Raw genomic sequence first — 21,732 nt, forward strand, 5'->3', positions numbered from 1 at the left:
CGCCGACCTGAAGCCGCGGACGTAGCCGCGTTGCAGGACGACGAAGAGGAGCAGGCAGGAGAGCGGGTCCCCGCTCTCCTGCTGTCACGCGCTCCCCCGAGGTTTTCGAAATCCTTTTCGGAATCCCGGCCCCGGCGTCTTTCCACGGTCGACGGTCCATTTCGCCGCCATTGCGGAGCCGTCCGTACCAACCCGGCGGTTATGCTGGTTCGAAAGTTTTTCGACCATGGGGGCAGGCGTGGCGCGGATGCGGGCCGTGACGCTGACCGACGTGGCCCGGCTCGCCGGCGTCTCCGTCGCCACCGCGTCCAAGGCGCTGAACGCGCGCGGCGAGGTCGCACCGGCCACCCGGCAGCGCGTGCAGGCCGCGGCCGACGAGCTGAAGTTCTCGCCGAACATCCTGGCCCGCGGCCTGATCTCGGGAAACACGCGCACGATCGGGCTGCTCACCGACGAACTGTCCGCTGCTCGGTTCACCATCCCGGTGCTGCTCGGCGCGGAGAACGCGCTCGGCGACGAGCAGATGAGCGTGCTGCTCTGCGACGCGCGCGGCGACGCGATCCGGCGCCGGCACTACATCCGCACGCTGCTCGCCCGGCAGGTCGACGGGTTCATCATCCTCGGCGACGCGAACGAGATCCGGCCGTCGCTGACCCGCGACATCCCGGTGCCGGTGGTCTACGTCTACTGCGAGTCCGACGACCCCACCGACGTGTCGATCGTGGCCGACGACGCGGGCGGTGCCCGGCTCGCGGCCCGCCACCTTGTCTCGCTGGGCCGCCGCCGGATCGCGCACATCACCGGTGATCACGCCTACCGGGCAGCCCGGAATCGTGCTGCGGCGTTCGTCTCGGAGATGATCGCGTCCGGCCTCGAACCGGTCGGCGAGGCGCTCTTCGGGCAGTGGTCGCAGCGGTGGGGGCGGCACGCCGCGTCGATGCTGCTCTCCGCGCACCCGGACGTGGACGCGATCTTCTGCGGCAGCGACCAGATCGCGTACGGCGTGACCGAGACGCTGCGCGACCTCGGCCGTGCCGTGCCCGACGACGTGGCCGTGGTCGGGTACGACAACTGGGAGGTGATCGCCGCCGAGTGCCGGCCGCCGCTGACCACGGTCGACCTCAACCTGGAGCAGCTGGGCGCGGCCGCGGTCAGGGCGCTGTTCGCGGCGCTCGACGGCGATCCCTCCGCCGGGGTGGTGCGCATGCCGACCCGGCTCATCGTGCGTGAGTCCACCGGGGTGGCGCGCCGGTCATAGGCCGTACCGGCTCTTCAGGTGGCGCCACCAGTCGCGCGCCATCCACTTGTCGAACTCGGTGATCTGGCTCGCGCTGCCGGCCTTCATCAGGAAGCCGCCGACGCCCGGATCCCAGTCGTAGAAGTCGTCCAGGCCGAGGCCGTGGCCGATCTCGTGCAGCAGGATGTGCTGGTTCTCCTGGTTGAGTGAGTTCACGAAGTACTCGCTGCCCATGCGCTGGCCCCAGTCACCGCCCGCGCCGCCGCCCATGCCGGCGGTGAGCCACAGCGACATGTCGTAGTGGTGCGCGTACCCGCCGGGGCAGTTGGGGTATTGGCCGTTCTGGTTGAAGAACCGGCCGCACGGCTCCGCGCACTGCGGCGCGTTCTCCCGGATGTTGTTGACGTAGATGTCGACCGAGTCGTCCGTCCACTGCAGCGTGTTCCGGTCCCGTACGGCCCAGCCGACCACGTTGACCGGCACGTTCGTGTACGGGAAGCCGTCGAAGCCGGCCATCGCGGCGATCCACTTGTTGAACTGCTGGCCGAGCTTGACCTCGATCTGGTCGCGCAGCGCCGCGGACACGGGCGCGCTGGAGTCCCAGCGCACGCAGTAGTTGATGCTGCCCTGCGCCGCGATCAACTGGTCCCAGATGTAGTTGCGGAACCCGTACAGGTTGCCGTAGGTCTCCTCCTGGTGCCGCCAGACCGCGTCCAGCGCGGAACTCAGGTTGGCCGGCGGGTTCCAGGTGCTCGGCGCGGGTGTGGTCGGTGCCGGCGTTTGCGTGGGCGGCGCCACGGTGGTCGGTGCCACCGTGCCGGTGCAGGTCACGCCGTTGAGCGCGAACGAGGCCGGTGCCGTGTTGGTGCCGGCGACCGTGCCGTTGAAGCCGAAGCTCGCGTCCGCGTTCGTGGCGATCGCGCCGTTCCAGGTCGCGTTCGTGACCGTGACCGTGCCGCCCGACTGCGTGTATGAACCGTTCCACAGCTGGGTGATCTGCTGTGCGCCCGGGAACGAGAACGTCAGCCGCCAGCCGCCGCTGATCGCGTCGCCCAGGTTCGTCACCACGACGGTGCCGCTGAACCCGCCGCTCCACTGGCTCGGCACCGAGTAGGCCACCCGGCACCCGGCCGCCGCGGCCTGCGCGGTCGCCACCATCGTGCCGGTCGCCGCGGTGGCCAGCGCGATCACGGCCGCGAGCAGCGCCGGCCTTCGCATTCTTCTCATGATTCGCACCCCTCGTGCGCCGAAAACCTTTTCGCGACCTTAGGCATCGATGTTCGCCAATGTCAATGTGGTTCACCCGGGAGCTCCGCCCGCCCGCGCGCCGACTGCCGGGAGGTCTCGTCCTCGCGGCGATCCGGCGTCGCCGGGTGGCCTGACCGCGACGCCGGCGGCGGGTGCGGGCGTGCCGCCGGCGTCCAGGGCCGCTTCGTGAGGCCGGGATCAGTCGTCCAGGCCGGCACCGGTGTACGCCGGGACCTCGGCGAGCATGCCGGCGACCTCCGGATTGAGCTCGTTGCGACGCCGGTGCAGCTCCTCGATCTTCGTGTTCAGCTCCGGGTCGTCGTCGTCGCTGACATCGAAGATCTCGAGCCGCTCGACCAGGCTCAGCCCCAGCTGGTCGGTCCGGTAGGTGGCCGGGTGCGTCAGGTAGGCGAACAGCCCGTCGAGGTCCTCGACCGCGAACACCGCGCTGTACGCGTAGTCACCGCCGAGGTCGCGGCCGACGATGAAGGACTTGACGGCGGGGTTCGACCGGCCCTGCTCGCGCCAGCTCTCCAGTGCCGCCTCGACCTGCTCCGGCGTCGCGGTGGTCTTCATGGTGGCCCGGTTGATGTGATAGATCATTACGCCTCCTCGTTCCTAACGACGTTAGAAATTCTAGCCACGTTAGATGCGAGGTGCGCCGGCGCCGTCGCCGGGGTCCGTCACCGCAGGGCCGGCTGCGCTCCGGCACACTGGACCCGTGGCGTACGTACTGGACACCGCGGATCTCCCACCGGCGGAACGGGTGGAGGCGGTGCGGAACGCGATGCTCTACGCGTCGGCGCCGTGCCACGTGATCCACGAGGAACCGGGCGGGGCCGTGCATGCGCGGCTGGAGGTGTGGGACCTCGGGGACGCGAACGTCTTCACGCACCGGTCGTCCGGGATCCGGCTGCTGCGCACCGACCGGCTGGCCCGGCAGGAGGCGATGCCGGTGGTGGCGCTGTCGGTGCAGCTGCGGGCGGAGGGGCGGATCGAGCAGGCGGGCCGGCAGCGCGTCGTGCCGGCCGGTGAGCTGCTGGCGGTGGACCTGTCGGCCGCCTACGACTACTCGTGGTCCGGGGACGGCGCGGCCGGTGCGGTCCAGATCCCGTTCGACCGGCTCGGGTTGCCGCTCGACGTGGTGCGGCGGGCCGTCCCGGAGATCCGGTCGAGCCCGTACTACCGGATGGTGACCGACCACATCGGACATCTGGCGCGGGATCCGGCGGGCCTGACCGGGGACGCCGGGGTCGCGACCGCGAGCGTCGAGCTGGTGCGGGCGCTGCTGGCGTCCGCCGGGCGGCCGGGCCGCCCGGCGCGGCAGGCGCTGGCGGAGACGCTGGTGACGCGGGTGCGGGCGTTCGTGCGGGCGCACCTGGCGGACCCGGAGCTGACGCCGGCGGCGATCGCGGCGGCGCATCACGTGTCGTTGCGCTACCTCTATCGGGTCTGCGCGGACGCGGGCCTCGGCCTGGAACAGTGGATCATCAACGAGCGGCTGCGGCACGCCCGGCACGACCTGTTGCGCCCGGAGCTCCGGCACCGGCCGGTGGCCGCGATCGCCCGCGCCTGGGGCTTCCGCGACCCGACCCACTTCACGCGCCGCTTCAAGGCCCGCTACGGCATCCTCCCCAGCCGGCTGCGGCGATCATCCGAGGCCGCCGGAAGCTGACGGCTCCGCGGCCACCCATTCCGAACGGCGCACGTCGTTCCGTTGCCGCGTCCGATGATCGCCGTGCCGCGTGCACGTCCGTGGCACTCCTCGAGCAGGCGACCGAACAGCCGCGATCCTGCCCCTCCGGCCGGGAATCCCGCGGCTCTGCCGCGCGGTGGGCTCCGGATCCAGGGTTCTGCGCGAGCCTGGGATCCGCAGTGGCTGGGCGCGGGCGGGGATCCGTGGTGGTTGTGCGCGGTGGGCCGAGAGGGCCGCAGCGAGGGCCGATCGCGGTGCGGCGCCCGCCGATAGCGTCGGTCGGTGCACGGCGAATTCGGGGAGCGGCTTCGTGAGCTGCGGGTGCGGGCCGGCCTGACGATCGAGGCGCTGGCTGGGGCGTCCGGTGTCAGCGTGCGCGCGATCAGCGATGCCGAGCGTGGCCGCAGCCGGTTGCCGCGACCACGAACCGTGACGGCGCTGGCGGCGGCGCTCGGGCTCGGACCGGATGACGCGACCGCGTTCACGGCCCTGGCGCGGGCCGGCCGGGAGATCGCGGCCGCGGGCCGCCCGCGCGCCGGTGAGCTGCCGCGACAGACCGTCGGCTTCGTCGGCAGAAAGGCCGCGCTGGCCACGATCGGCGAGTGGGTCTCGGCGTCACAGCCGGACGGGCCGGCCCTGGTCGCGGTGCTGCACGGTCCGCCCGGGGTGGGCAAGACGGCGCTGGCCGTCCGCGTCGCCGAGCAGCACCGGGACCGGTTCCCGGGCGGTGCGCTCTACCTCGATCTGCGTGGCGGTCAGCCGGGGGCGGTCACCGCGACTGACGCACAGTCCGTGCTGCTGGGCGCGCTCGGGCTGCGGCCGCGGCAGATCTCGCCGGACACCGGCGATCGAGCCGGGCAGTTGCGGGCGCTGCTCGGCCGGCGCCGGTGCCTGCTCGTCCTGGACGACGCGGGCAGCGAGGGCCAGGTCCGCGCGCTGCTCCCGGACACGGGCTGCGTGCTGATCACCGGCCGGCGCGCGCTCGGCGGCCTGGAGGCGGTCCGCCGCTACGCCGTGGGGCCGCTGACCTCGGCCGAGTCGGCGTCGCTGCTGCGCACGATCGGCGGCGCGACCGGCACGCCGGAGGAGATCGACGCGGTAGCGCGGCTCTGTGGCCACCTCCCGCTCGCACTGCACCTCGCCGGCACCCGCCTGACCGCCCACCCGGCGGTGTCCGGCGGCCTGCCCGCGTCTGGCGGCCTGCCCGCGTCTGGCGGCGCGTCGGTGCCCGGCCGCCCGGCTGCATCCGGCCGTGTGGGCCGCCTCGCGGGCTGGTCGATGGCGCGGCTGGTCGAGGAGCTGTCCGACGTGGACCGGCGCCTCGCCACGTTGAGCGCGCGCGGCATCGGTGTCGAGGCCGCGTTCGCCGTCTCTCATGCCCTGCTCACCGACGCCGCCCGGGTCGTGTTCCGGCGCCTCGCCCTCATCCCGGCACCGTCGTTCGGTGCGGCGGACGCCGCCGCCGTCGGCGGCTGCGACCCGGCCACGGCCGAGACGCACCTGGAGGACCTGCTGGACCTCGGTCTGCTGCAAGCCGAGGGCGCCGACCGCTACCGGCTCCACGACCTGATCCGCCTCTTCGCCGCATCCCGGCTGCACGCGGATGAACCCGCATCCCGGCTGCACGCGGGCGAGGTGCTGGCCGGGCGGGATTCTGCCTAATGGTCCGCATGGTTCGCCGGCGGTGCCGCTGATTGCATGTGGCGACAACCTGATCACTGATACGGAGGAACACATGAGCGAAGTACCCCGGCGTGCGGTGCTGGCCGGCTCGGCGGCGGTCGTCGCCGCCGGCGTCCTCACCGCCGCGACCGCCGGACCGGCCACGGCCGGCGAGACCGGGCACGGGCAGGGGACGAAGCCCACCGTCGTGCTGGTCCATGGCGCGTTCGCGGACGCGTCCGGCTGGACCGAGGTGATCCGCCGGCTCACCCGCGACGGCTATCCGGTCCTGGCGCCGCCGAACCCGCTGCGCGGCGTCGCGTCCGACTCGGCCTACCTGGCGAGCTTCCTGGCGACCGTGCCCGGCCCGATCGTCCTGGTCGGACACTCGTACGGCGGCTTCGTCCTGACCAACGCGGCCACCGGTAACGCGAACGTGAAGGCGCTGGTCTATGTGGCGGCGTTCGCGCCGGACGCGGGCGAGACCGTGCAGGGTCTGCAGGTGCTGTTTCCCGGCACCAAGCTCGGTGAGCCGCAGCTGGACTTCCGGCAGCACCCGGGCGGTTACGACGGCTACGTCAAGGCCGCGGTCTTCCGTGAGGTCTTCGCGGGCGACCTGCCGCGCGCGACCACCGACCTGATGTGGGCCACCCAGCGCCCCGGCGACACGCACACGCTCGGCGAGCCGTCCGGTGCGCCCGCGTGGCGGGACGTCCCGTCGTGGTACCTGGTGGCCCGCGACGACCAGCTGATCCCGGCCGCGGCGCAGCGGTTCATGGCGGACCGGGCCGGCGCCCGCGTCGTCGAGGTCCGCGCGTCGCACGTCGCCATGATCTCCCAGCCGAAGGTGACCGCCGACCTGATCGCGCTCGCCGCCCGTACCGTCGCGAAGGGTTTTTGATCATGCCTTTCATCACCACGGCTGATGGCGCGCAGATCTTCTACAAGGACTGGGGGAGTGGCCGCCCGGTCGTGCTGTCGCACGGCTGGCCGCTGAACTCGGACAGCTGGGAGGCGCAGGCGCTGTTCCTGGCGTCGCACGGCTACCGGGTGATCGCGCACGACCGGCGCGGGCACGGCCGTTCCACGCAGACGTGGGACGGCAACGAGATGGACACCTACGCGGACGATCTCGCCGCGCTGCTGGACGCGCTGGACCTGCGGCACGCCACGCTGGTCGGGTTCTCCACCGGCGGCGGCGAGGTCGCGCGGTACATCGGCCGGCACGGCACCGGCCGGGTCGCGCAGGCCGCGCTGGTCTCCGCGGTGCCGCCGTTCATGCTGCGCACGCCGGACAACCCGGAGGGCGTGCCGGTCACGGTGTTCGACGGCATTCGTGCCGGCTCGCTCGCGGACCGGTCGCAGCTGTACAAGGACCTCGCGGCCGGGCCGTTCTTCGGCGGTGCCGCGTCGCAGGGTGTGCAGGACGCGTTCTGGCTGCAGTCGATGGCGTCCGGGCACCGCAACGCCTACGAGTGCGTCGCCGCGTTCTCCGCCACCGACTTCCGCGACGACCTCGCCGCGTTCGACGTGCCGACGCTGGTCATCCACGGCGACGCGGACCAGGTCGTGCCGTTCGACGTCGGCGGCAAGCGGTCCGCCGCACTGATCAAGGACGCCGAGCTGATCGTCTACGCCGGTGCGCCGCACGGCATCACCGACACCCACAGGGAGCAGCTCGGCGCTGACCTCCTTGCCTTCCTGGAGGAGATCTCATCGTGAGCACCATCGTTCTGGTCCACGGCCTGTGGGTCACGCCGCGCAGCTGGGAGGAGTGGGTCACCCACTTCGAGAGCAAGGGGCACACGGTCGTCACTCCCGCGTACCCCGGCTTCGAGGTGGAGGTGGAGGCGCTGCGCGCGGACCCGTCGCCGATCGCGCGGCTGACCGTGCCGGAGACCGTCGCCCACCTGGAGAAGGTGATCGCCGAGCTGCCGGAAAAGCCGATCATCATGGGCCATTCCTTCGGGGGTACGCTGACGCAACTGCTCCTGGACCGCGGCCACGGCGCCGCCGGCGTGGTGATCGACTCGGCGCCGACCGAGGGCATCCGGGTCACGCCGCCGTCGCAGATCCGGTCGCTGTTCCCGATCCTGAACAACCCGGCCAAGCGGCACCAGGCCGCCGGCTTCACGCACGAGCAGTGGCGCTACGCGTTCACCAACACGCTGTCCGAAGAGGACTCCCGGGCCGCCTACGAGCGGTACGCCATCGCGGCGCCGGGCAGCTGGGTCTGGTCGTACGGCCTGATCGCGAACTTCAAGCCCGGTAAGCAGGAGACCTGGGTCGACTACCGCAACCCGGCCCGGGCGCCGCTGCTGTTCATCGCGGGCGGCGCCGACCACATCATGCCGCCGTCGGTCAACCGGTCCAACGCCCACCACTACAAGGGCGAGGGTACGGTCACCGACTACATCGAGTTCCCCGGCCGCTCGCACTGGACGTGCGCGGAGCCCGGCTGGGAGGAGATCGCGGACACCGCGCTCGACTGGGCGCTGCGGCACGCGTCCTAATTAGGGATTCTCCAGCGCGGCGGCGAGCTGGGCGCGGCGGGTGATCCCGAGCTTCGGGTAGATCCGGTACAGGTGCGAACCGACCGTGCGGTGCGAGAGGAACAGCCGCTCCGCGATCTCGCGGTTGGTCAGGCCCGCCGCGGCCAGCGCCGCGATCTGCAACTCCTGGGGTGAGAGCCGCTCCCGGGCCGACGAGACCCGGCCGCGGCTCTGCTCACCTGTCGCGCGCAGCTCAGCCCGCGCGGCATCCGACCACGGTCCGGCGCCGAGCGCGTCGAACGTGTCCCGCGCCGCGCGCAGCAGGTCCCGGGCCTGCTGCGTGCGGTGCCGGCGGCGCAGCCCGCGGCCGAGGTGCAGTTGCAGGCGCGCCCGGTGCACCGGCCACCCGTCGAGCTCGCCGCCGAGGTCGGTGGTCGTGCCGGCCAGCACCTCCGCGTAACGCGCGGCGACCAGCAGGATCGGCGCGCCGATCCGGTCCGCCAGCACGGGCAGCCCGTCGGTCAGCGCGCGGGCGTCGTCCAGCCGTCCCGCGGCCAGCGCGGCGTCCAGCAGGTCCGGGACCAGCCACCAGCGCATGTACCGGTGGTAGCTCGGATGCGCCGGGTCGAACGTGCGGGCCAGCGTCGCGTACGCCGCCTGCGCGTCACCGCGGAACAGGTGCATCAGCCCCCGGGCCTGCGCCAGGGCGACCTGGATGTAGCGCATGCCGGCCGCCAGCGGGCTCGCCGCCACCTCGTCCAGCAGCGCGTCCGCCCGGTCCAGGCCGCCGCGCATCGCGGTGATCGTGGCGATGCTGGTCTGCGCCGCGACCGCGTAGAACGCCTCGCCGGTCTCCTGCGCCAGCGCGTGCGCCTCGGTCAGCTCCGCGTGCGCGAGATCCCACTGACCGAGCCACAGCCGCCCCCAGTTGCTGCCGCCGAGCAGCCGGGCCAGCACGCCCAGCCGGCCCTGCGCACGCGCCTCCGCCACCGCCACGTCCGTCCACTCGCAGCTGCGGGCGAAGTCGCCGAGCACGAGCGCGGCGCTGCCGAGGAACCGCATCGCGTCCGGGCCGGTCTCGGACGCGCGCCGCAAGCGGTCCAGCACCTCGGCGCCGCGCTCCTCCGGCACCGTGTAGGCCAGGATCGCCAGCGCCTGCGGATCGTCCGGGTGCGGCGCGGCCACGTCGACCAGCGCGGCCACCCGGGCCCGGGCCGCCGCGGTCTCCGGCCCGGTCGCCTGGAAGAAGCTGCGGGACGCGGCCCGCCACAGCAGCTGCATGCTCAGCTCGGGCCGGCCGGCCTCGTGCGCCGCGACCGCGATGCCGGTCAGCTCGCGCACCCGTTGCAGCGGATCCCGGAAACCGGTGTAGCGGACGACCTCCAGCACGTTCGTCAGCCGGGCCCGCTCGACCGGCCCGAGCCCGGTCAGGTCCCCGCCGGCCAGCAACTGCTCGACCTCGTGCCGGGCGCCGGCCTCGCTGGCCAGTTCGGCCGCGCGGAGCAACAGCGATCCGGCGGTACGGGGGTCGTCCGTCAGCTCACCGGCCCGGCGCAGCGCCGCGACCGCGGACATGGTCGCGCCCCGCGCCCGGGCCCGCTCCGCGTAGTCGGCCAGGTTCGCGGCCAGCGCCTCGTCCGTGCCGATCGTGGCCGCGGCCAGGTGCCACAGGCGGCGGTCCGGGGCCGCGGTGAGCTGGGCGGCGAGCGCGCGGTGCGCGTCCAGCCGGTCCGCGACCGGCGCGCGCTGGTAGACGGCCGAGCGCATCAGCGGGTGCCGGAACCGCATCGCGGAGCCGGTCATCTCGATCAGGCCGGCGTCGATCGCCTCCTGCGCGTCGCGCAGCCCGGTCTCCTCGCCGCACGTCTCGGACGCGGCCGCGAGCAGCCGGCGCGGATCGGCGGTGGTGTCCGCGGCCAGCACCAGCAGCAGCGCGGTCGCCCGCCGGCCCAGCCCGGCCGCACGCGCGGCGAACGCGGCCTCCAGCCGGTGGTTGAGCGGCAGCGCACCGTCGGCCGGCGTTCCCGGGCCTTCGATGACCGGACGCGGGTCCGTGGCCACGGTTCTCGGGCCGGGGTCGAGCACGCTCGGGCTCGCGGCGTGCGCGTTCGGGTTCGCGGCCGGCGTTCCCGGGTTCGCGGCGTGCGCGCTCGGGTCTGTGGCGAGCGCATTCGGGTTCGTGTCGTGCGCGCTGGGGTTGGTGGCGTGCGCGCTGGGGTTCGTGGCGTGCGCGCTGGGGTTGGTGGCGTGCGCGCTGGGATTCGTGGCGTGCGCGCTGGGGTTCGTGGCCAGTGTCTTCGGGAGTTCGACCAGCGCGAGCGGGTTTCCGGCGGCCTCGGCGAGCAGGCGTTGCCGGAGCGGGGGTGGCAGCCGGGGTGCGCGCGAGTCCAGCAGCGCGGCCGCGTCCGCGCCGCCGAGCCGGCCCAGCTCGGTGTCCGGCAGGCCGGAGCGCCGCTGCGGGTCGTCCCGCGCGACGGTCCGGGTGGCGCCGACCGCGAGGACCGGTTCGGACGACACCCGGCGGGCCACGAACCCGAGCACGTCCAGGCTGGCCCGGTCCAGCCAGTGCAGGTCGTCGAGGAGCAGCACGACCGGCTGGTCCGCGGCCACCTCGGTGATCAGCCCGAGCAGCGCGCGGCCGACCGCGTACACATCCGGATCGCCCTCGGCCAGCCCGACCGCGGTGCGCAGCGCGTCCCGGTGCGCAGCCGGCAGCTCGCCGATCCGCGCGACGATCGGATGGATCAGCTGGTGAATCGCCGCGTACGGCAGGCGGGACTCGCTCTCCGTCCCGGCGGCCCGCAGCGCCCGCAGGCCGTACCGCGCCGCCGCGTGCTCCAGCGCGCCGAGCAGCGCGGTCTTGCCGATCCCGGGCTCGCCGCGGATGACCAGCGCGCCGCCCCGGCCCGCGGCCGCGGCCTCGGCCATCCGCTCCAGCAGCGCGATCTCGTCCGCCCGTCCGAACAGGAGAGGACCGGCGGTGAGCACGGAGCCATTCTGCCACCGCAGTAACCGGCGCAGTCGTCGTACTCAAGCGCGCTGCGTCACTCCATCGGCACTCTGGCGAAGGCACCCGCCCGTCGCCTCGAGGAAACCGCCGTGACCGCGCCGTCGTTCGCCACCCTGATCCGCGCCCACCGCCGTGCGGCCCGCCTGACGCTGCACGAGCTGGCGGCCGCGTCCGGCGTCAGCGTGCGCGCGATCGGCGACATGGAACGCGGCCGCAGCACCGCCCAGCCGCGCACGCTGGCCGCGCTCGCCCAGGCGCTGCGCCTCGGCGCGGCCGATCGCGCCGCGCTGATCGCGGCCGCCGGCGCGGCCCGCTCCGCGGTGCCGGGCGCGTCCGCGCTGCCTCGCGACGTGCCGGACTTCACCGGCCGCGCCGCGCTGGTCGACCGCCTGATCAAGTTCAGCGCGGACCCGGCCCCGGTGATCGTCCACGGCCTGCCCGGTGCCGGAAAGACCGCACTGGCCATACACGCCGCCACCCGCGCGGCCGACCGCTTCCCGGGCGGCACCCACTTCCTCGACTGCCGCGACACCGCGCTCGCCACCCCGGCATCCCCGCCGCAACCGGCCGCACCGGCCGATCTCCCGGCACCGGCCGATCTCCCGGCACCGGCCGATCTCCCGGCACCGGCCGATCTCCCGGCACCGGCCGATCTCCCGGCACCGGCCGGTCTGGCGGCTGCGGTTGGTCCGGCGGCTGCGGTCGGTCCGGCGGCTGCGGTCGGTCCGGCGGCTGCGGTCGGTCCGGCGGTACCGGTCGGTCTGGCGGCACCGGCCGAGCCGGCGGCTGCGGTCGGTCTGGCGGCTGCGGTCGGTCTGGCGGCTCCGGTCAGGTCTGCGGGCGCGGCCAGGTCTGCGGGCGCGGCCGGGCGCGCGGATGCGAGCGGTTCGGCCGGGCCGGCCGACCGGCTGCGGCGGATCGTCGGTGGCGCGGCGTCCGGGCGCCGGCTGATCGTGCTCGACGATATCGCCGATGAACGGCAACTGGGCCCGTTGCTGTCGTTGGCCGGTGCCGCCGCCGTCGTTGTCACCAGCCGCTCGCCGCTGCCCGGCATCGACGGTGCGGAGCGGATCGTGGTGCCGCCGCTGCCCGCCGGCGAGTCCGCCGCGCTGCTGGCCGCGATCACCGGGACCGCGGCCGACGAGGAGGCCACGGCCGCCGTGGCGGAGCACTGTGGACATCTGCCGCTCGCGGTGCGCATCGCCGGGAACCGGCTGACCGGCAGGCCCGGGTGGACGATGGCGCATCTCGCGGCCCGGCTCGCCGACGAGGATCGCCGCCTGCCGGCTCTCGCCGCCGGTGACCTGTCCGCCGAGGCCGCGTTCGCGTCGTCGTTCGCCCGGCTCTCCGCGCCCACCCGCACGCTGATCCACCGCTTGGCCCACACGACGGCCCGCGACGTCGACGCCGCGACGCTGATCGCGGCCACCGGCGCCGACGTCACCTCGGCACAGGCCGCGCTCGACGAACTCGTCGCCACCGGCCTGCTCATCCCCGCGGCCGTCCCAGGGCGCCACCATCTCCACGCCCTGGTCCGTCTTTACGCCCGCCGCCCACCCGACAGCCCGCCGCCCCCGCCCCACCGACCCTCCGGCGGCCCTTCTTGGTGATCCAGCGAGTTCGCCTCGGGGCCGAAGGTCAGTGGACAGCGCCCGCGCCGGTCAGCGCCCGCGCCGGTCAGCGGGCCGCGCCGGTCAGCGCCCGCGCCGGTCAGCGCCCGCGCCGGTCAGCGGGCCGCGCCGGTCAGCGCCCGCGCCGGTCAGCGGGCCGCGCCGGTCAGCGGGCCGCGCCGGTCAGCGGGCCGCGCCGGGCGACGGTCAGAGGCGGCCGTCCGCGCGGAGGCGGAGGGCGCCGATCACGGCGGTGCCGAGTTGTTCCGCGTTGTCGCGGCTCAGGGCGTGGCGGGTCATGGCGGCCTCGACCAGCGTCCGGTGGACCGAGTCCTCCTCGGCCGGGTCCAGTGCGGCGGCGCCGGGATGCCGGTTGAGCAGCGTGGCGATGCGGCGCCGGCCGGGTTCGGTCAGTGGGCCGGGCAGGGTCGGCAAGGTGGAGCCGACCGCGGCGGCGAGGGCCTGCAACACGCCGATCAGGGCCGGCGATATCGAGTCGGCGAGCGCGTCCGGTTCGGCCGGCGGGCGCGTTCGCCGCACGGACGGCACCCGGCCGCGGCGCAGGTCACATGCCACATCGTCGAAGGCGACCAGCTCCGACGGGTACGCGCACGCGATGACCTCCCGGCCGAGGATCACCACCTCGTCGTGCTCGCCCCTCGTCCGCTGCCCGCCACGCCGCCACAGCCCCACGTCTGCACACCCCACCGTCGTCCCGGACGTCCCTCGTCCGCCCAACGGCCCGGCCGGGACACGGTGACGCCGGGTCGCCCGCGCAGGGTCGCCCGTCCGTCCCGCCGGTTTCGCCGAAGCACCGAGTTTGCGGGTGCGACGGTCCGCCACGCCGGGTGGAGGACCGTAGCCGGCCGTACCGCTGGTTCCGCGTCCTTGATCCGGGTTTCAGGTGTGTGCGGTGGCGTGTGGTGCGCGATCAGCGCGGCGCGGCGGGAGGAGGGGTGGCGGCGACTGCCGGATCCGCCGGCCGGAGCGTTCGACTAGCCGTGACCAGGAGCAACACGCTGAGCACGCCGAGCCCGGTCACGCCGAGCAGCGGCGCGGTGGTGCCCAGCGTGCCCGAGACCGTGGCCAGCAGCGTGGGCGTGAGGAAGCCGGTGTACGCGATGGCGTAGAAGACGCCGGTCAGGCCGGCCAGGTCGCGCGGGCCGGCGATGCGCTGGACCTCCATGATCGCGGAGACCATGCCGACGCCGATCCCGCAGCCCATCACCGCGGCCGTGACCAGGCCGATCGTCGCGGACTGGAGGTGGTCGGCGGTCGCGGCCAGTCCCACGCCCGCGGTGATCAGCGCGATCGCGGCGATCAGGCCGCGCGTGCTGTCGAACCGTTCCCGGCGCTTCACCAGCGGCTGGACCAGCGCGGACACGCCGAGCGCGATCACCGTGAGCAGCGTGGCGTAGGCGATGCCGACGCCGGCCGTGGTCCGCTCCAGCAGCACCGGCAGGTATCCGTAGGTGACGGAGGGCGCGACGAACAGCCACGGCGCCGCGACCGCCACGATGCGCAGGAAGCGGCGGTTTCCAAGGGTGGAGACCCGGAAGGTCGACGGGACGCCGGCGGTCTCCGGCGCGCGCAGCACCAGCCACGCGAACGGCAGCGTCAGCACCAGGTGGATGACGAACGGCAGCTGTAGCGGCCACGGTCCCCACTGCGCGAACAGGCCGGCGATCAGCGCGCCGGTGGCGGAGCCGAGCGCGAACGACGTGGTCGCGCGCCGCGCCCCGGCACCGGCGTCGGCGTGCGGGTCGTGGACGCCCTGGGACAGCTCCTTCAGCCAGGACGTGCCGACGCAGGTGGCGGTGCCGACCGCGATCCCGGCCAGGAAGCGGCCGACGCAGATCATCACCGGGCCGGTCTCGCCGAACGCGAGCGCGGTGCTGGCGGCGAGCGCGGCCAGCACGCCGCCGAACATCACCGGGCGCCGGCCGTACCGGTCGGAGAGCGCGCCGCTGAGCAGGAACGCCGGGATCAGGCCGAGCACGTAGACGCCGAGGAAGCCGTTGACCGCGACCACCCCGTAGTGCTCCCGCTGCTTGTAGAGCAGCAGCAGGGGGCTGAACTGGTTGCCGGCCCAGGTGGAGAAGAACATGACGGCGTAGACGGAGACCCACGGCCGCCGGGTGGTCGTCGAAGCCGGGGCGATCGCGGGTGCGAGGAGCATGCCGTCGACGCTACGTTCTTGTATGCAACGATGCGTACAAGAAGTGGTTCAGCTCTCGGTGCGTACCGGGTCTCCGCGGACCAGGTCGTCGTGGACCTCCCACCGCTGCGTCTTCAACCGTTCGGCGGCCGCGGCGTCGCCGGCCTCGACGCGTTCCCGCAGCCGGCGCAGCGCCAGCGAGCGGTTCAGCCCGAAGTGGCGCTCGGTGTCCGCGACCACGACCAGGCCGGTCGGCCGGTGCGTGGCCCGGACGGACGAGCTGACCTTGTTGCGGTGCTGGCCGCCGGGACCGCCGGTGCGGATCGGCACGATCTCCACGTCCGCCTCGTCGAAGTGGGTCCTCTCGATGTCAACTGACACGGGCGCGGCGATCACGTACCAGTTCTTGCGTTTCGTGGCGCGGAACGGGGACGGCGCCTGCCAGCACAGCGTGCCGGTCCAGGTCGCGGCGAACGCCTCGTCGGCGATCGAGAGCAGCACCGAGCGGTACGTGCCCGGCCGGTCGCCCGCCACCTCCTCGACCCGGGTCACGGTCACGCCGCGCCGCGTGGCCTCCGCCTCCAAGCGCCGGACCAGCCGGGCCAGCGCCCACGTGCACTCCACCGGGCCGCGGCCCGCCGAGATCAGCAGGTTCATCGCCGGACCTTCTCCGCGGTCTTGTAGGTGACCAGCGGGTGCGTGCTGACGATCGGCGTGGCCAGCCCGAACTCGACCAGGTCGTCGATCACCCGCTCGATCTTCTTGTACGCGGTCGGCGCCTCCTCGAACAGCAGCTGCCGATCTCCGCACACCACGTACGACCCGACCGGCGTGCGCCGCAGCTCCTCCACCGTGTGCTTGGCCTTACCGCGGCGCAGCGCGTCGGACCGGGACATCTTGCGGCCCGCGCCGTGCGCCACCGAGTAGTTCGCGTCCGGGCCGGCGTGCGCGGCCACCAGGAACGACGCGGTGCCGCGGGTGCCGGCCACCAGCACGGGGCGGGCGTCGCCGTTCGCCGCGCCCTTCCGGTGCAGGTAGCGGCCGTCCACGATGGACACGGAGTTGTGGCACTCGTCCACGATCGCCTCCTCCGGCACCGCGCCGAGCGCCTCCGCGATCCGCGCGGCCATCAGCCGCCGGTTCAGCGAGCCCCAGCGGACCGCGTCGTCGTGCGCGGCCAGGTAGGCGCCGACGTCCGCGGCCGGGCCGGCGCCGTGCGCCTCGGTGTGCGCGCGCAGGATGCGCTCGCCGAGACCGCGCGATCCACTGTGCACGATCAGCACCAGGTCGTCGCGCTCCAGGCCGAGCCGCGCGGCGTGCGCGTCGTCGTGCACCGCGTGCACCCGGGCCAGCTCCGCGAAGTGGTTGCCGCGGCCGACCGTGCCGAGCTGCTCGGCGTACCCCGCGGGGATGTCGGTGTCGATCGAGTCCGGGTCGACGGGCCGGTCCAGGTCCGGGAAGCGCGCGGCCAGCCTCTCGGCCACCGGCCGCTTGATCCGGATCGGGAACACCGCGATCCCGCACCCGATGTCCGAGCCGACCAGGAACGGATAGAGCACGCGCGACGACATCGCCGCGCCGATCGGCGCCCCCTTGCCGGGATGGAGATCCGGCATGGCGGCGACGTGGACCATCCCGTCGAGCGCGGCCACCTGGTGGCACTGATCGAGCGCGTCCGACTCGATCCAGCTCGACGAGGACGCGAAAACGGACACAGAGGCCTGAGACAAGGTTTCCCACTTTTTCCGAGGGCACGCGGACAGGGAGGCGCGACCCGGGCAACACGCCACGGGGGCCATCACGAGATCAGTCCGTCAGTACGTCATGCCCACGATGATCTCGAACCCCGGCCTTCGGCCACAACCGAATTTCCTGTTCCCGCTTCCGGCGTGGGCACCTTGGGCGTGCTCCCGCGGGCACCGGTCGCGTCGTCGGTCACCACGAACGACGGCGCGACTCCGTGATCGCGTCCCCCATGTCGCTGGAACGACATGGGGGACGCGATCACGAGAACTATGCGGGGCAGAAGACCGTGGTGAAGAGGCGGGCGATCGCGGCCTGGCCGGGGCCGACGGTGGAGCCGGCGGCGTCGTCGACGTAGGTGATCGAGGCCTCGAGCGTCCGGCTCCCGTCCAGCGTGCTGTACATCAGTGCGGCCGAGCCCTGGACGCTGCCGTTGTGGGTCAGGACGACGCCGCTGCACGCCGCGCCGGTGTCCTGCACCATCACGCCGAGGCCGTAGCCGTACGCGCCGCTCATCGGCTCCGGCTCCCGCATCTCGGCCAGCAGCGCCTCCGGGATCAACTTCCCGTCCAGCAGCGCGTCGAAGAACGTGTGCAGGTCCTCGGTCGTCGAGATCATGTCACCGGCGCTGGAGATCCAGGACGGGTTCTGCCGGGTGACGTCGACCGTGACCTGCCGCCCGTCCTCCTCGTAGCGGTAGTAGCTGTGCGCGTGCGGCCCGTGGATCTCAGGCGACGTGCCCGGCACCGTGGTGTCCCGCAGCCCGAGCGGCCGCAGGATCCGCCGGCTCATCTCCTCGGCGTACGAGCGCCCGCTGACCTTCTCGATCAGCAGCCGGACCACGACGTAGTTGGTGTTCGAGTAGTTCCAGTCCGTGCCCGGCGCGAACCGCGGCGGCTTGGACAGCGCGAACCGCACCAGCTCGGCCGGCCGGTAGGTGCGGAACCGGCTGTCCACCCACTCCCGGCCGGACCAGACGATCCCCGGTGTCACCGTGCCGTCGTCGTAGTACTCGCCGGTGAAGTTGAACAGCCCGCTGGTGTGCTGAAGCAGCATCCGCACCGTGATCCGCCGGTCCAGCCCGAACTCGGGCAGCCGGTCGGCGACCACGTCGTCCAGCCCGATCCGGTCCTCCGCGACCAGCTGCAGCATCAGCGCCGCGGTGAACGTCTTGGTGTTGCTGCCGATCCGGAACCGCCCGTCCGTCGGCGGCGCCCCGGGCCGGCCCAGCTCGCGCAGCCCGGCGCTGCCGGCCCACTCGCCGTGCTCGTCGTGCACCCGCAGCTGCACGCCGGTCAGCCCGGCGTCGACCGCGGCCCGCATCGCGTCCCGCAGCTCCGGCCGGTCCGCACCGGTGCCCGCGACGGCCACCCCGGGCGCGGCCACCCCGATCAGCATCGTGGCCGCCATCGCGGCCAGTCCCAGCCTGTGCCCATGCCTCATCATGGCACCAGGATGGCACCTCTTTGGCACACGCGCAAGCCACTATGGCATCACTCAATGCGGGAATGGCACCCTCGGCCGCGGTTCGATCTCGTCTCGGAAGCGGTTGATCTCGTGGCTGACCTGGAGCATGTCGTCGGTGTGGCGGATGCGGGGGAGGTAGAGCGACTGTGCTGCCAGGCCGGGCAGGTCGGCCGTGACGTACATGGCCATCAGCGGATTCACGAAGAGCGGGCCGGCCACCTCGGGCAGCGGGACGTCGCCGGCCAGGCCGGAGAGCGCGGCCGCGATCTGCGCGTGCACGATGCTGGCCCGGCCCGGCGTCGCCGCCCGCGCGTGCGCGACCGCGTCCCGGTAGAGCGTGGCCTCCCGCGAGTGCGACGGCACCGAGAACGTGCCGAGGTAGGCGCCGGCCCGGTCGAGCGCGGCGATGTTCTCCAGCACCTGCGCGTGGTTGACGCCGTGGTAGGCGTCGATGCCGAAGCCGATCGACGCGACCAGCCGGACCGGCACCGGCGTGCCGAGCACCGCGGCCAGGCTGGTCGCGTCCTCGACCGGGGTGCCGAGCGCGGCCTCGTCGCCGCGCAGGAGGATGTCGGTGCCGCCGTCGACCAGCACGATCGCGTCCAGGCGCAGCTTCTTCGCCAGGCGGCGGTAGGCGGCGCGCAGCGGGCGGACGCCGGTGCGCGGAAACGCGTACACGCTGATGCTCGAAAGGCTCTTCGAGGTCAGCCAGGTGGCGAGCGTGCGCTCCGGGAAGTAGTCGGACGGGCCCTCGGACGTGGGCGTGATCCGGGCGAAGCCGTCGCCGAGGCCGTACACGTTGACCAGGGAAAGGCTGCCGAGGTGCACCTCGCGGCCGTCCGCGTGCAGCGCGAGCGCGAGCGGCAGCCCGCCGTAGACGTCGAATCCGCCGCCGGCGCCCGCGATCAGAATCCGGCGCGCGTCCCGCAGCCGGTCGAAGAAGGGGATTCGATTCATCGAGCGTCAGGGTAGCCCTATAGTCAGATGATCTTTATATCAGGCGGGTGACGTGGAACCGGGTCCGCTGTTCGCCACCGCGTTCGCGATCTCGCTGCCCGCCCCGCGGGCCGCACCGGAGGCGACCCCGGCCGCCGGGTAATCCTTGACCCGGCCACGGCCCGGCCGATGGGAACGCCGTGAGACGCGCCGTGGCCGCCCCGACCGTGCTCGCGCTCGTCGTTGCCGCCGGTCAGGTCGCCGCCTTCGCCGACGCGGACCTGCGCAGGCCCGTCTTCGGCGTGTCGCTGCTGCTCCTGGAAGCGCTCGGGGTCGGTTACAGCCTCCGCGCGGCCCGCTACGGCGCGCGCCTCACCTGGCGCATCGCCGCGGCCGGCCGCGCGCTGTCGCTGTCCATGTTGATCTGCTTCACGGTCAACAGCGTGCACCCGTCGCTCGCCTGGTGGTGGGCCGGTGCGCTGAGCGGCCTGGCCATGTTCGCCGCGCTGACCGCGGCCGCACTCACCGCCTCCGCCCGGCGACTGCGCGGCCGGCAGCGGGTCGCGTTCGCGGCCGAGCTGCTCACCGTGTTCAGTTGCGCGTTCATCCTGGTCTGGCAGCTGGTGCTGGCGCCCGCGTTCCTCACCCAGGCCAGCTACCGGTGGGTCTTCGACATCGGTCTCGGTCTCGGCAACCTGCTGCTCAGCGTGGTCATCGGCACGCTGCTGCTGCGCGGCGCCGGGCGCGGGCTGGGCGAGCCGATCACGCTGCTGCTCTGGGGCATGATGTCCTGGGCGCTCACCGACATCGTCTTCTCCTCGATCCGGATCAACGGCGGCAACCCGTCCGAGTCGCCGGGCGCGGTCCTGGCGCTGACCTCGGCCAGCCTGCTGATGACGGTCGCGGCGATGCGGGCCGGTCCGGACGCGCGCGCGGACGCCGGCGCGACCTGGAACGCGCCGCCTATCTGGTCGCTGCACCTGCCGTACATCGGGGTAGCGCTCGGCAGCGTCGTGCTGGTCGCGATCACCATCCAGGGCCAGGCGTTCTCCACCTGGGGCGGGCTGATCCTGGCGCAGAGCGCGATGACGATCGCGGTGATGCTGCGGCAGGTCGTGTCGCTGCGGGACAGCCGCGACGCCGGCAGCACCGACCCGCTCACCGGCCTGGCCAACCTGGCCGGGCTCCGCGCCGGGCTGCGCCGCGCCACCGGCCGGTTCGGCATCCTGCTCATCGACCTGGACGACTTCAAACCGGTGAACGACCGGTACGGGCACGAGACCGGCAACCTGCTGCTCACCCACGTGGCGGACACGCTGCGCGGGACGATCCGGTCCACCGACATCGCGGCCCGGGTCGGCGGTGACGAGTTCGTCCTGGTGCTGCTCGACCTCGAGAGTGATGCCGAGGCGGCGGCGGTGGCGGATCGGGTGCTGGCCGCGTTCGCCGCGACCCCGATCGAGGTGGGCGAGCACCGGATCTTCGCGCACGCCAGCATCGGCGTGGCCGTCTCGTCCGGCGACGACGACCCGCACGTCGTGCAGCACCGTGCGGACCTGGCCATGTACGAGGCGAAGCGCAACGACAAACGCGGCTGGCGCGCCTACGACCCGTCGATGACCGACCAGCGCATCCGGGAGAGCATCCTCGCGGACCTGCTCGAACACGCGATCGAGGCCGGCCAGCTGAGCGTGCACTACCAGCCGATCGTGGACCTGGCGACCGGCCGGACCGTCGGCGTCGAGGCGCTCGCCCGGTGGCAGCACCCCGACTACGGATTCGTGCCGCCGAGCGAGTTCGTGCCGATCGCGGAGCGGTCCAACCTGATCCACGCGATCGGCCTGCACGTGCTGGCCGAGGCGGCCGGGCAGGTCCGCGCGTGGCAGGCCCGGCAGCACACCGACCCGCTGCACCTGAGCGTGAACCTGTCCCCACACCAGCTGCTCAAGGCCGGCATCGTCACCGACATCGTCGCCGTGCTGGAGCGCACCGGACTGTCCCCGGCACACCTCACGCTGGAGATCACCGAGACCGCGATCGTGGACGCCGAGCGCGCGGCACCGATCCTGTCGGAGTTCCGCGCGCTCGGCATCCGGATCTCGATCGACGACTTCGGCACCGGCTACTCGTCACTGCAGTACCTGCTCGGCCTGCCGATCGACGGCCTCAAGATCGACCGTGCGTTCGTCACCCAGCTGGACAGCACCACGCGCGGCGCCGCCGTGGCCGAGGCCGTGGTCCGGCTCGGCCAGATCCTCGGCCTGGACACGGTCGCCGAAGGCATCGAATCCCCGGCCCAGGTCGCCGAGCTGCAACTGCTCGGCTGCACCAGCGGCCAGGGCTACCTGTTCAGCCCGCCCCGCCCGGCCGCGGAGATCGAGGACAGTCTCAACCTCGTGCCGGGTCAGCCGGTGCAGTGATCGCTCGGTTCGTGCTGATCGCTCGGTTCGTGCTGATCGCTCAGTTCGTGCTG

General features: G+C 73.4%; 16 protein-coding genes and 1 pseudogene. 8 read left to right on the forward strand and 9 right to left on the reverse strand.

The features are described from left to right. Window positions 1-226: 226 nt before the first annotated feature. Window positions 227-1,258: a LacI family DNA-binding transcriptional regulator gene (locus tag J2S43_RS10570; RefSeq protein ID WP_306828687.1), complete on the forward strand. Its 1,032-nt coding sequence runs from the start codon at window positions 227-229 to the stop codon at window positions 1,256-1,258. On the opposite strand, the gene J2S43_RS10575 is transcribed toward J2S43_RS10570, so the two are convergent. Both J2S43_RS10575 and J2S43_RS10580 read right to left on the reverse strand, forming a co-directional pair. Further along, window positions 1,253-2,455 carry a cellulose-binding domain-containing protein gene (locus tag J2S43_RS10575; RefSeq protein ID WP_306828688.1) on the reverse strand — a complete coding sequence of 401 codons (1,203 nt, stop codon included), beginning with the start codon at window positions 2,453-2,455 and terminating at the stop codon, window positions 1,253-1,255. The two genes, J2S43_RS10570 and J2S43_RS10575, sit on opposite strands and share 6 nt — an antisense overlap. Window positions 2,456-2,683: 228 nt before the next feature. Then, window positions 2,684-3,088 carry a Dabb family protein gene (locus J2S43_RS10580; RefSeq protein WP_306828689.1) on the reverse strand — a complete coding sequence of 135 codons (405 nt, stop codon included), beginning with the start codon at window positions 3,086-3,088 and terminating at the stop codon, window positions 2,684-2,686. Between the two features lie 118 nt (window positions 3,089-3,206). Here J2S43_RS10580 and J2S43_RS10585 point away from each other — a divergent pair, with 118 nt between their 5' ends. The 5 genes and pseudogenes from J2S43_RS10585 (at window position 3,207) to J2S43_RS10605 (ending at window position 8,356) form a co-directional block, all read left to right on the forward strand. Next, the gene (locus J2S43_RS10585) at window positions 3,207-4,160 is read left to right on the forward strand and encodes a helix-turn-helix domain-containing protein (RefSeq protein ID WP_306828690.1); all 954 of its coding nucleotides are present in this window, start codon (window positions 3,207-3,209) and stop codon (window positions 4,158-4,160) included. Between the two features lie 303 nt (window positions 4,161-4,463). After that, entirely contained in the window at window positions 4,464-5,843 is a 1,380-nt protein-coding gene (locus J2S43_RS10590) for a helix-turn-helix domain-containing protein (RefSeq protein ID WP_306828691.1), read from the forward strand. Between the two features lie 73 nt (window positions 5,844-5,916). Beyond that, a pseudogene (locus J2S43_RS10595) lies at window positions 5,917-6,642 on the forward strand (alpha/beta fold hydrolase); the annotation flags it as partial. After that, a complete protein-coding gene (locus tag J2S43_RS10600) occupies window positions 6,546-7,565 on the forward strand; it encodes an alpha/beta fold hydrolase (RefSeq protein WP_370881612.1) in 1,020 nt (339 codons plus the stop codon). The pseudogene J2S43_RS10595 and the gene J2S43_RS10600, both read left to right, overlap by 97 nt. Next, window positions 7,562-8,356 (forward strand): alpha/beta hydrolase, encoded by a 795-nt coding sequence (locus J2S43_RS10605; protein WP_306828695.1) that lies wholly within the window; start codon window positions 7,562-7,564, stop codon window positions 8,354-8,356. Before J2S43_RS10600 ends, J2S43_RS10605 begins: the two co-directional genes overlap by 4 nt. On the opposite strand, the gene J2S43_RS10610 is transcribed toward J2S43_RS10605, so the two are convergent. Then, window positions 8,357-11,323 (reverse strand): helix-turn-helix transcriptional regulator, encoded by a 2,967-nt coding sequence (locus J2S43_RS10610; protein ID WP_306828696.1) that lies wholly within the window; start codon window positions 11,321-11,323, stop codon window positions 8,357-8,359. Between the two features lie 111 nt (window positions 11,324-11,434). Here J2S43_RS10610 and J2S43_RS10615 point away from each other — a divergent pair, with 111 nt between their 5' ends. Beyond that, window positions 11,435-12,955, forward strand: coding sequence for a helix-turn-helix domain-containing protein (locus J2S43_RS10615; protein WP_306828697.1), 1,521 nt, complete (start codon window positions 11,435-11,437; stop codon window positions 12,953-12,955). Between the two features lie 207 nt (window positions 12,956-13,162). Here J2S43_RS10615 and J2S43_RS10620 read toward each other — a convergent pair whose 3' ends face one another. The 6 genes from J2S43_RS10620 to J2S43_RS10645 all read right to left on the reverse strand — a co-directional run bounded on the left by J2S43_RS10620 (window position 13,163) and on the right by J2S43_RS10645 (window position 19,280). Continuing rightward, window positions 13,163-13,648, reverse strand: a complete 486-nt coding sequence (locus J2S43_RS10620; protein ID WP_306828698.1) for a hypothetical protein — start codon at window positions 13,646-13,648, stop codon at window positions 13,163-13,165. Between the two features lie 238 nt (window positions 13,649-13,886). Beyond that, window positions 13,887-15,134, reverse strand: a complete 1,248-nt coding sequence (locus tag J2S43_RS10625; protein ID WP_306828699.1) for an MFS transporter — start codon at window positions 15,132-15,134, stop codon at window positions 13,887-13,889. Between the two features lie 48 nt (window positions 15,135-15,182). Continuing rightward, entirely contained in the window at window positions 15,183-15,770 is a 588-nt protein-coding gene (gene prfH, locus J2S43_RS10630; protein ID WP_306828700.1) for a peptide chain release factor H, read from the reverse strand. Then, window positions 15,767-16,876 (reverse strand): RNA ligase RtcB family protein, encoded by a 1,110-nt coding sequence (locus J2S43_RS10635; RefSeq protein ID WP_306839244.1) that lies wholly within the window; start codon window positions 16,874-16,876, stop codon window positions 15,767-15,769. Before J2S43_RS10635 ends, prfH begins: the two co-directional genes overlap by 4 nt. Window positions 16,877-17,126: 250 nt before the next feature. Continuing rightward, window positions 17,127-18,302 carry a serine hydrolase domain-containing protein gene (locus J2S43_RS10640; protein ID WP_306828701.1) on the reverse strand — a complete coding sequence of 392 codons (1,176 nt, stop codon included), beginning with the start codon at window positions 18,300-18,302 and terminating at the stop codon, window positions 17,127-17,129. 51 nt (window positions 18,303-18,353) lie between these two features. Next, window positions 18,354-19,280: a DUF1152 domain-containing protein gene (locus J2S43_RS10645; protein WP_306828702.1), complete on the reverse strand. Its 927-nt coding sequence runs from the start codon at window positions 19,278-19,280 to the stop codon at window positions 18,354-18,356. Window positions 19,281-19,459: 179 nt separating this feature from the next. Between J2S43_RS10645 and J2S43_RS10650 the strand changes: the two genes are divergently transcribed. Further along, window positions 19,460-21,679 carry a putative bifunctional diguanylate cyclase/phosphodiesterase gene (locus J2S43_RS10650; protein ID WP_306828703.1) on the forward strand — a complete coding sequence of 740 codons (2,220 nt, stop codon included), beginning with the start codon at window positions 19,460-19,462 and terminating at the stop codon, window positions 21,677-21,679. Window positions 21,680-21,732: the final 53 nt, after the last annotated feature.

The sequence above is a fragment of the Catenuloplanes nepalensis genome, from assembly GCF_030811575.1.
In the GTDB taxonomy this organism is placed as follows: Bacteria; Actinomycetota; Actinomycetes; order Mycobacteriales; family Micromonosporaceae; genus Catenuloplanes; species Catenuloplanes nepalensis.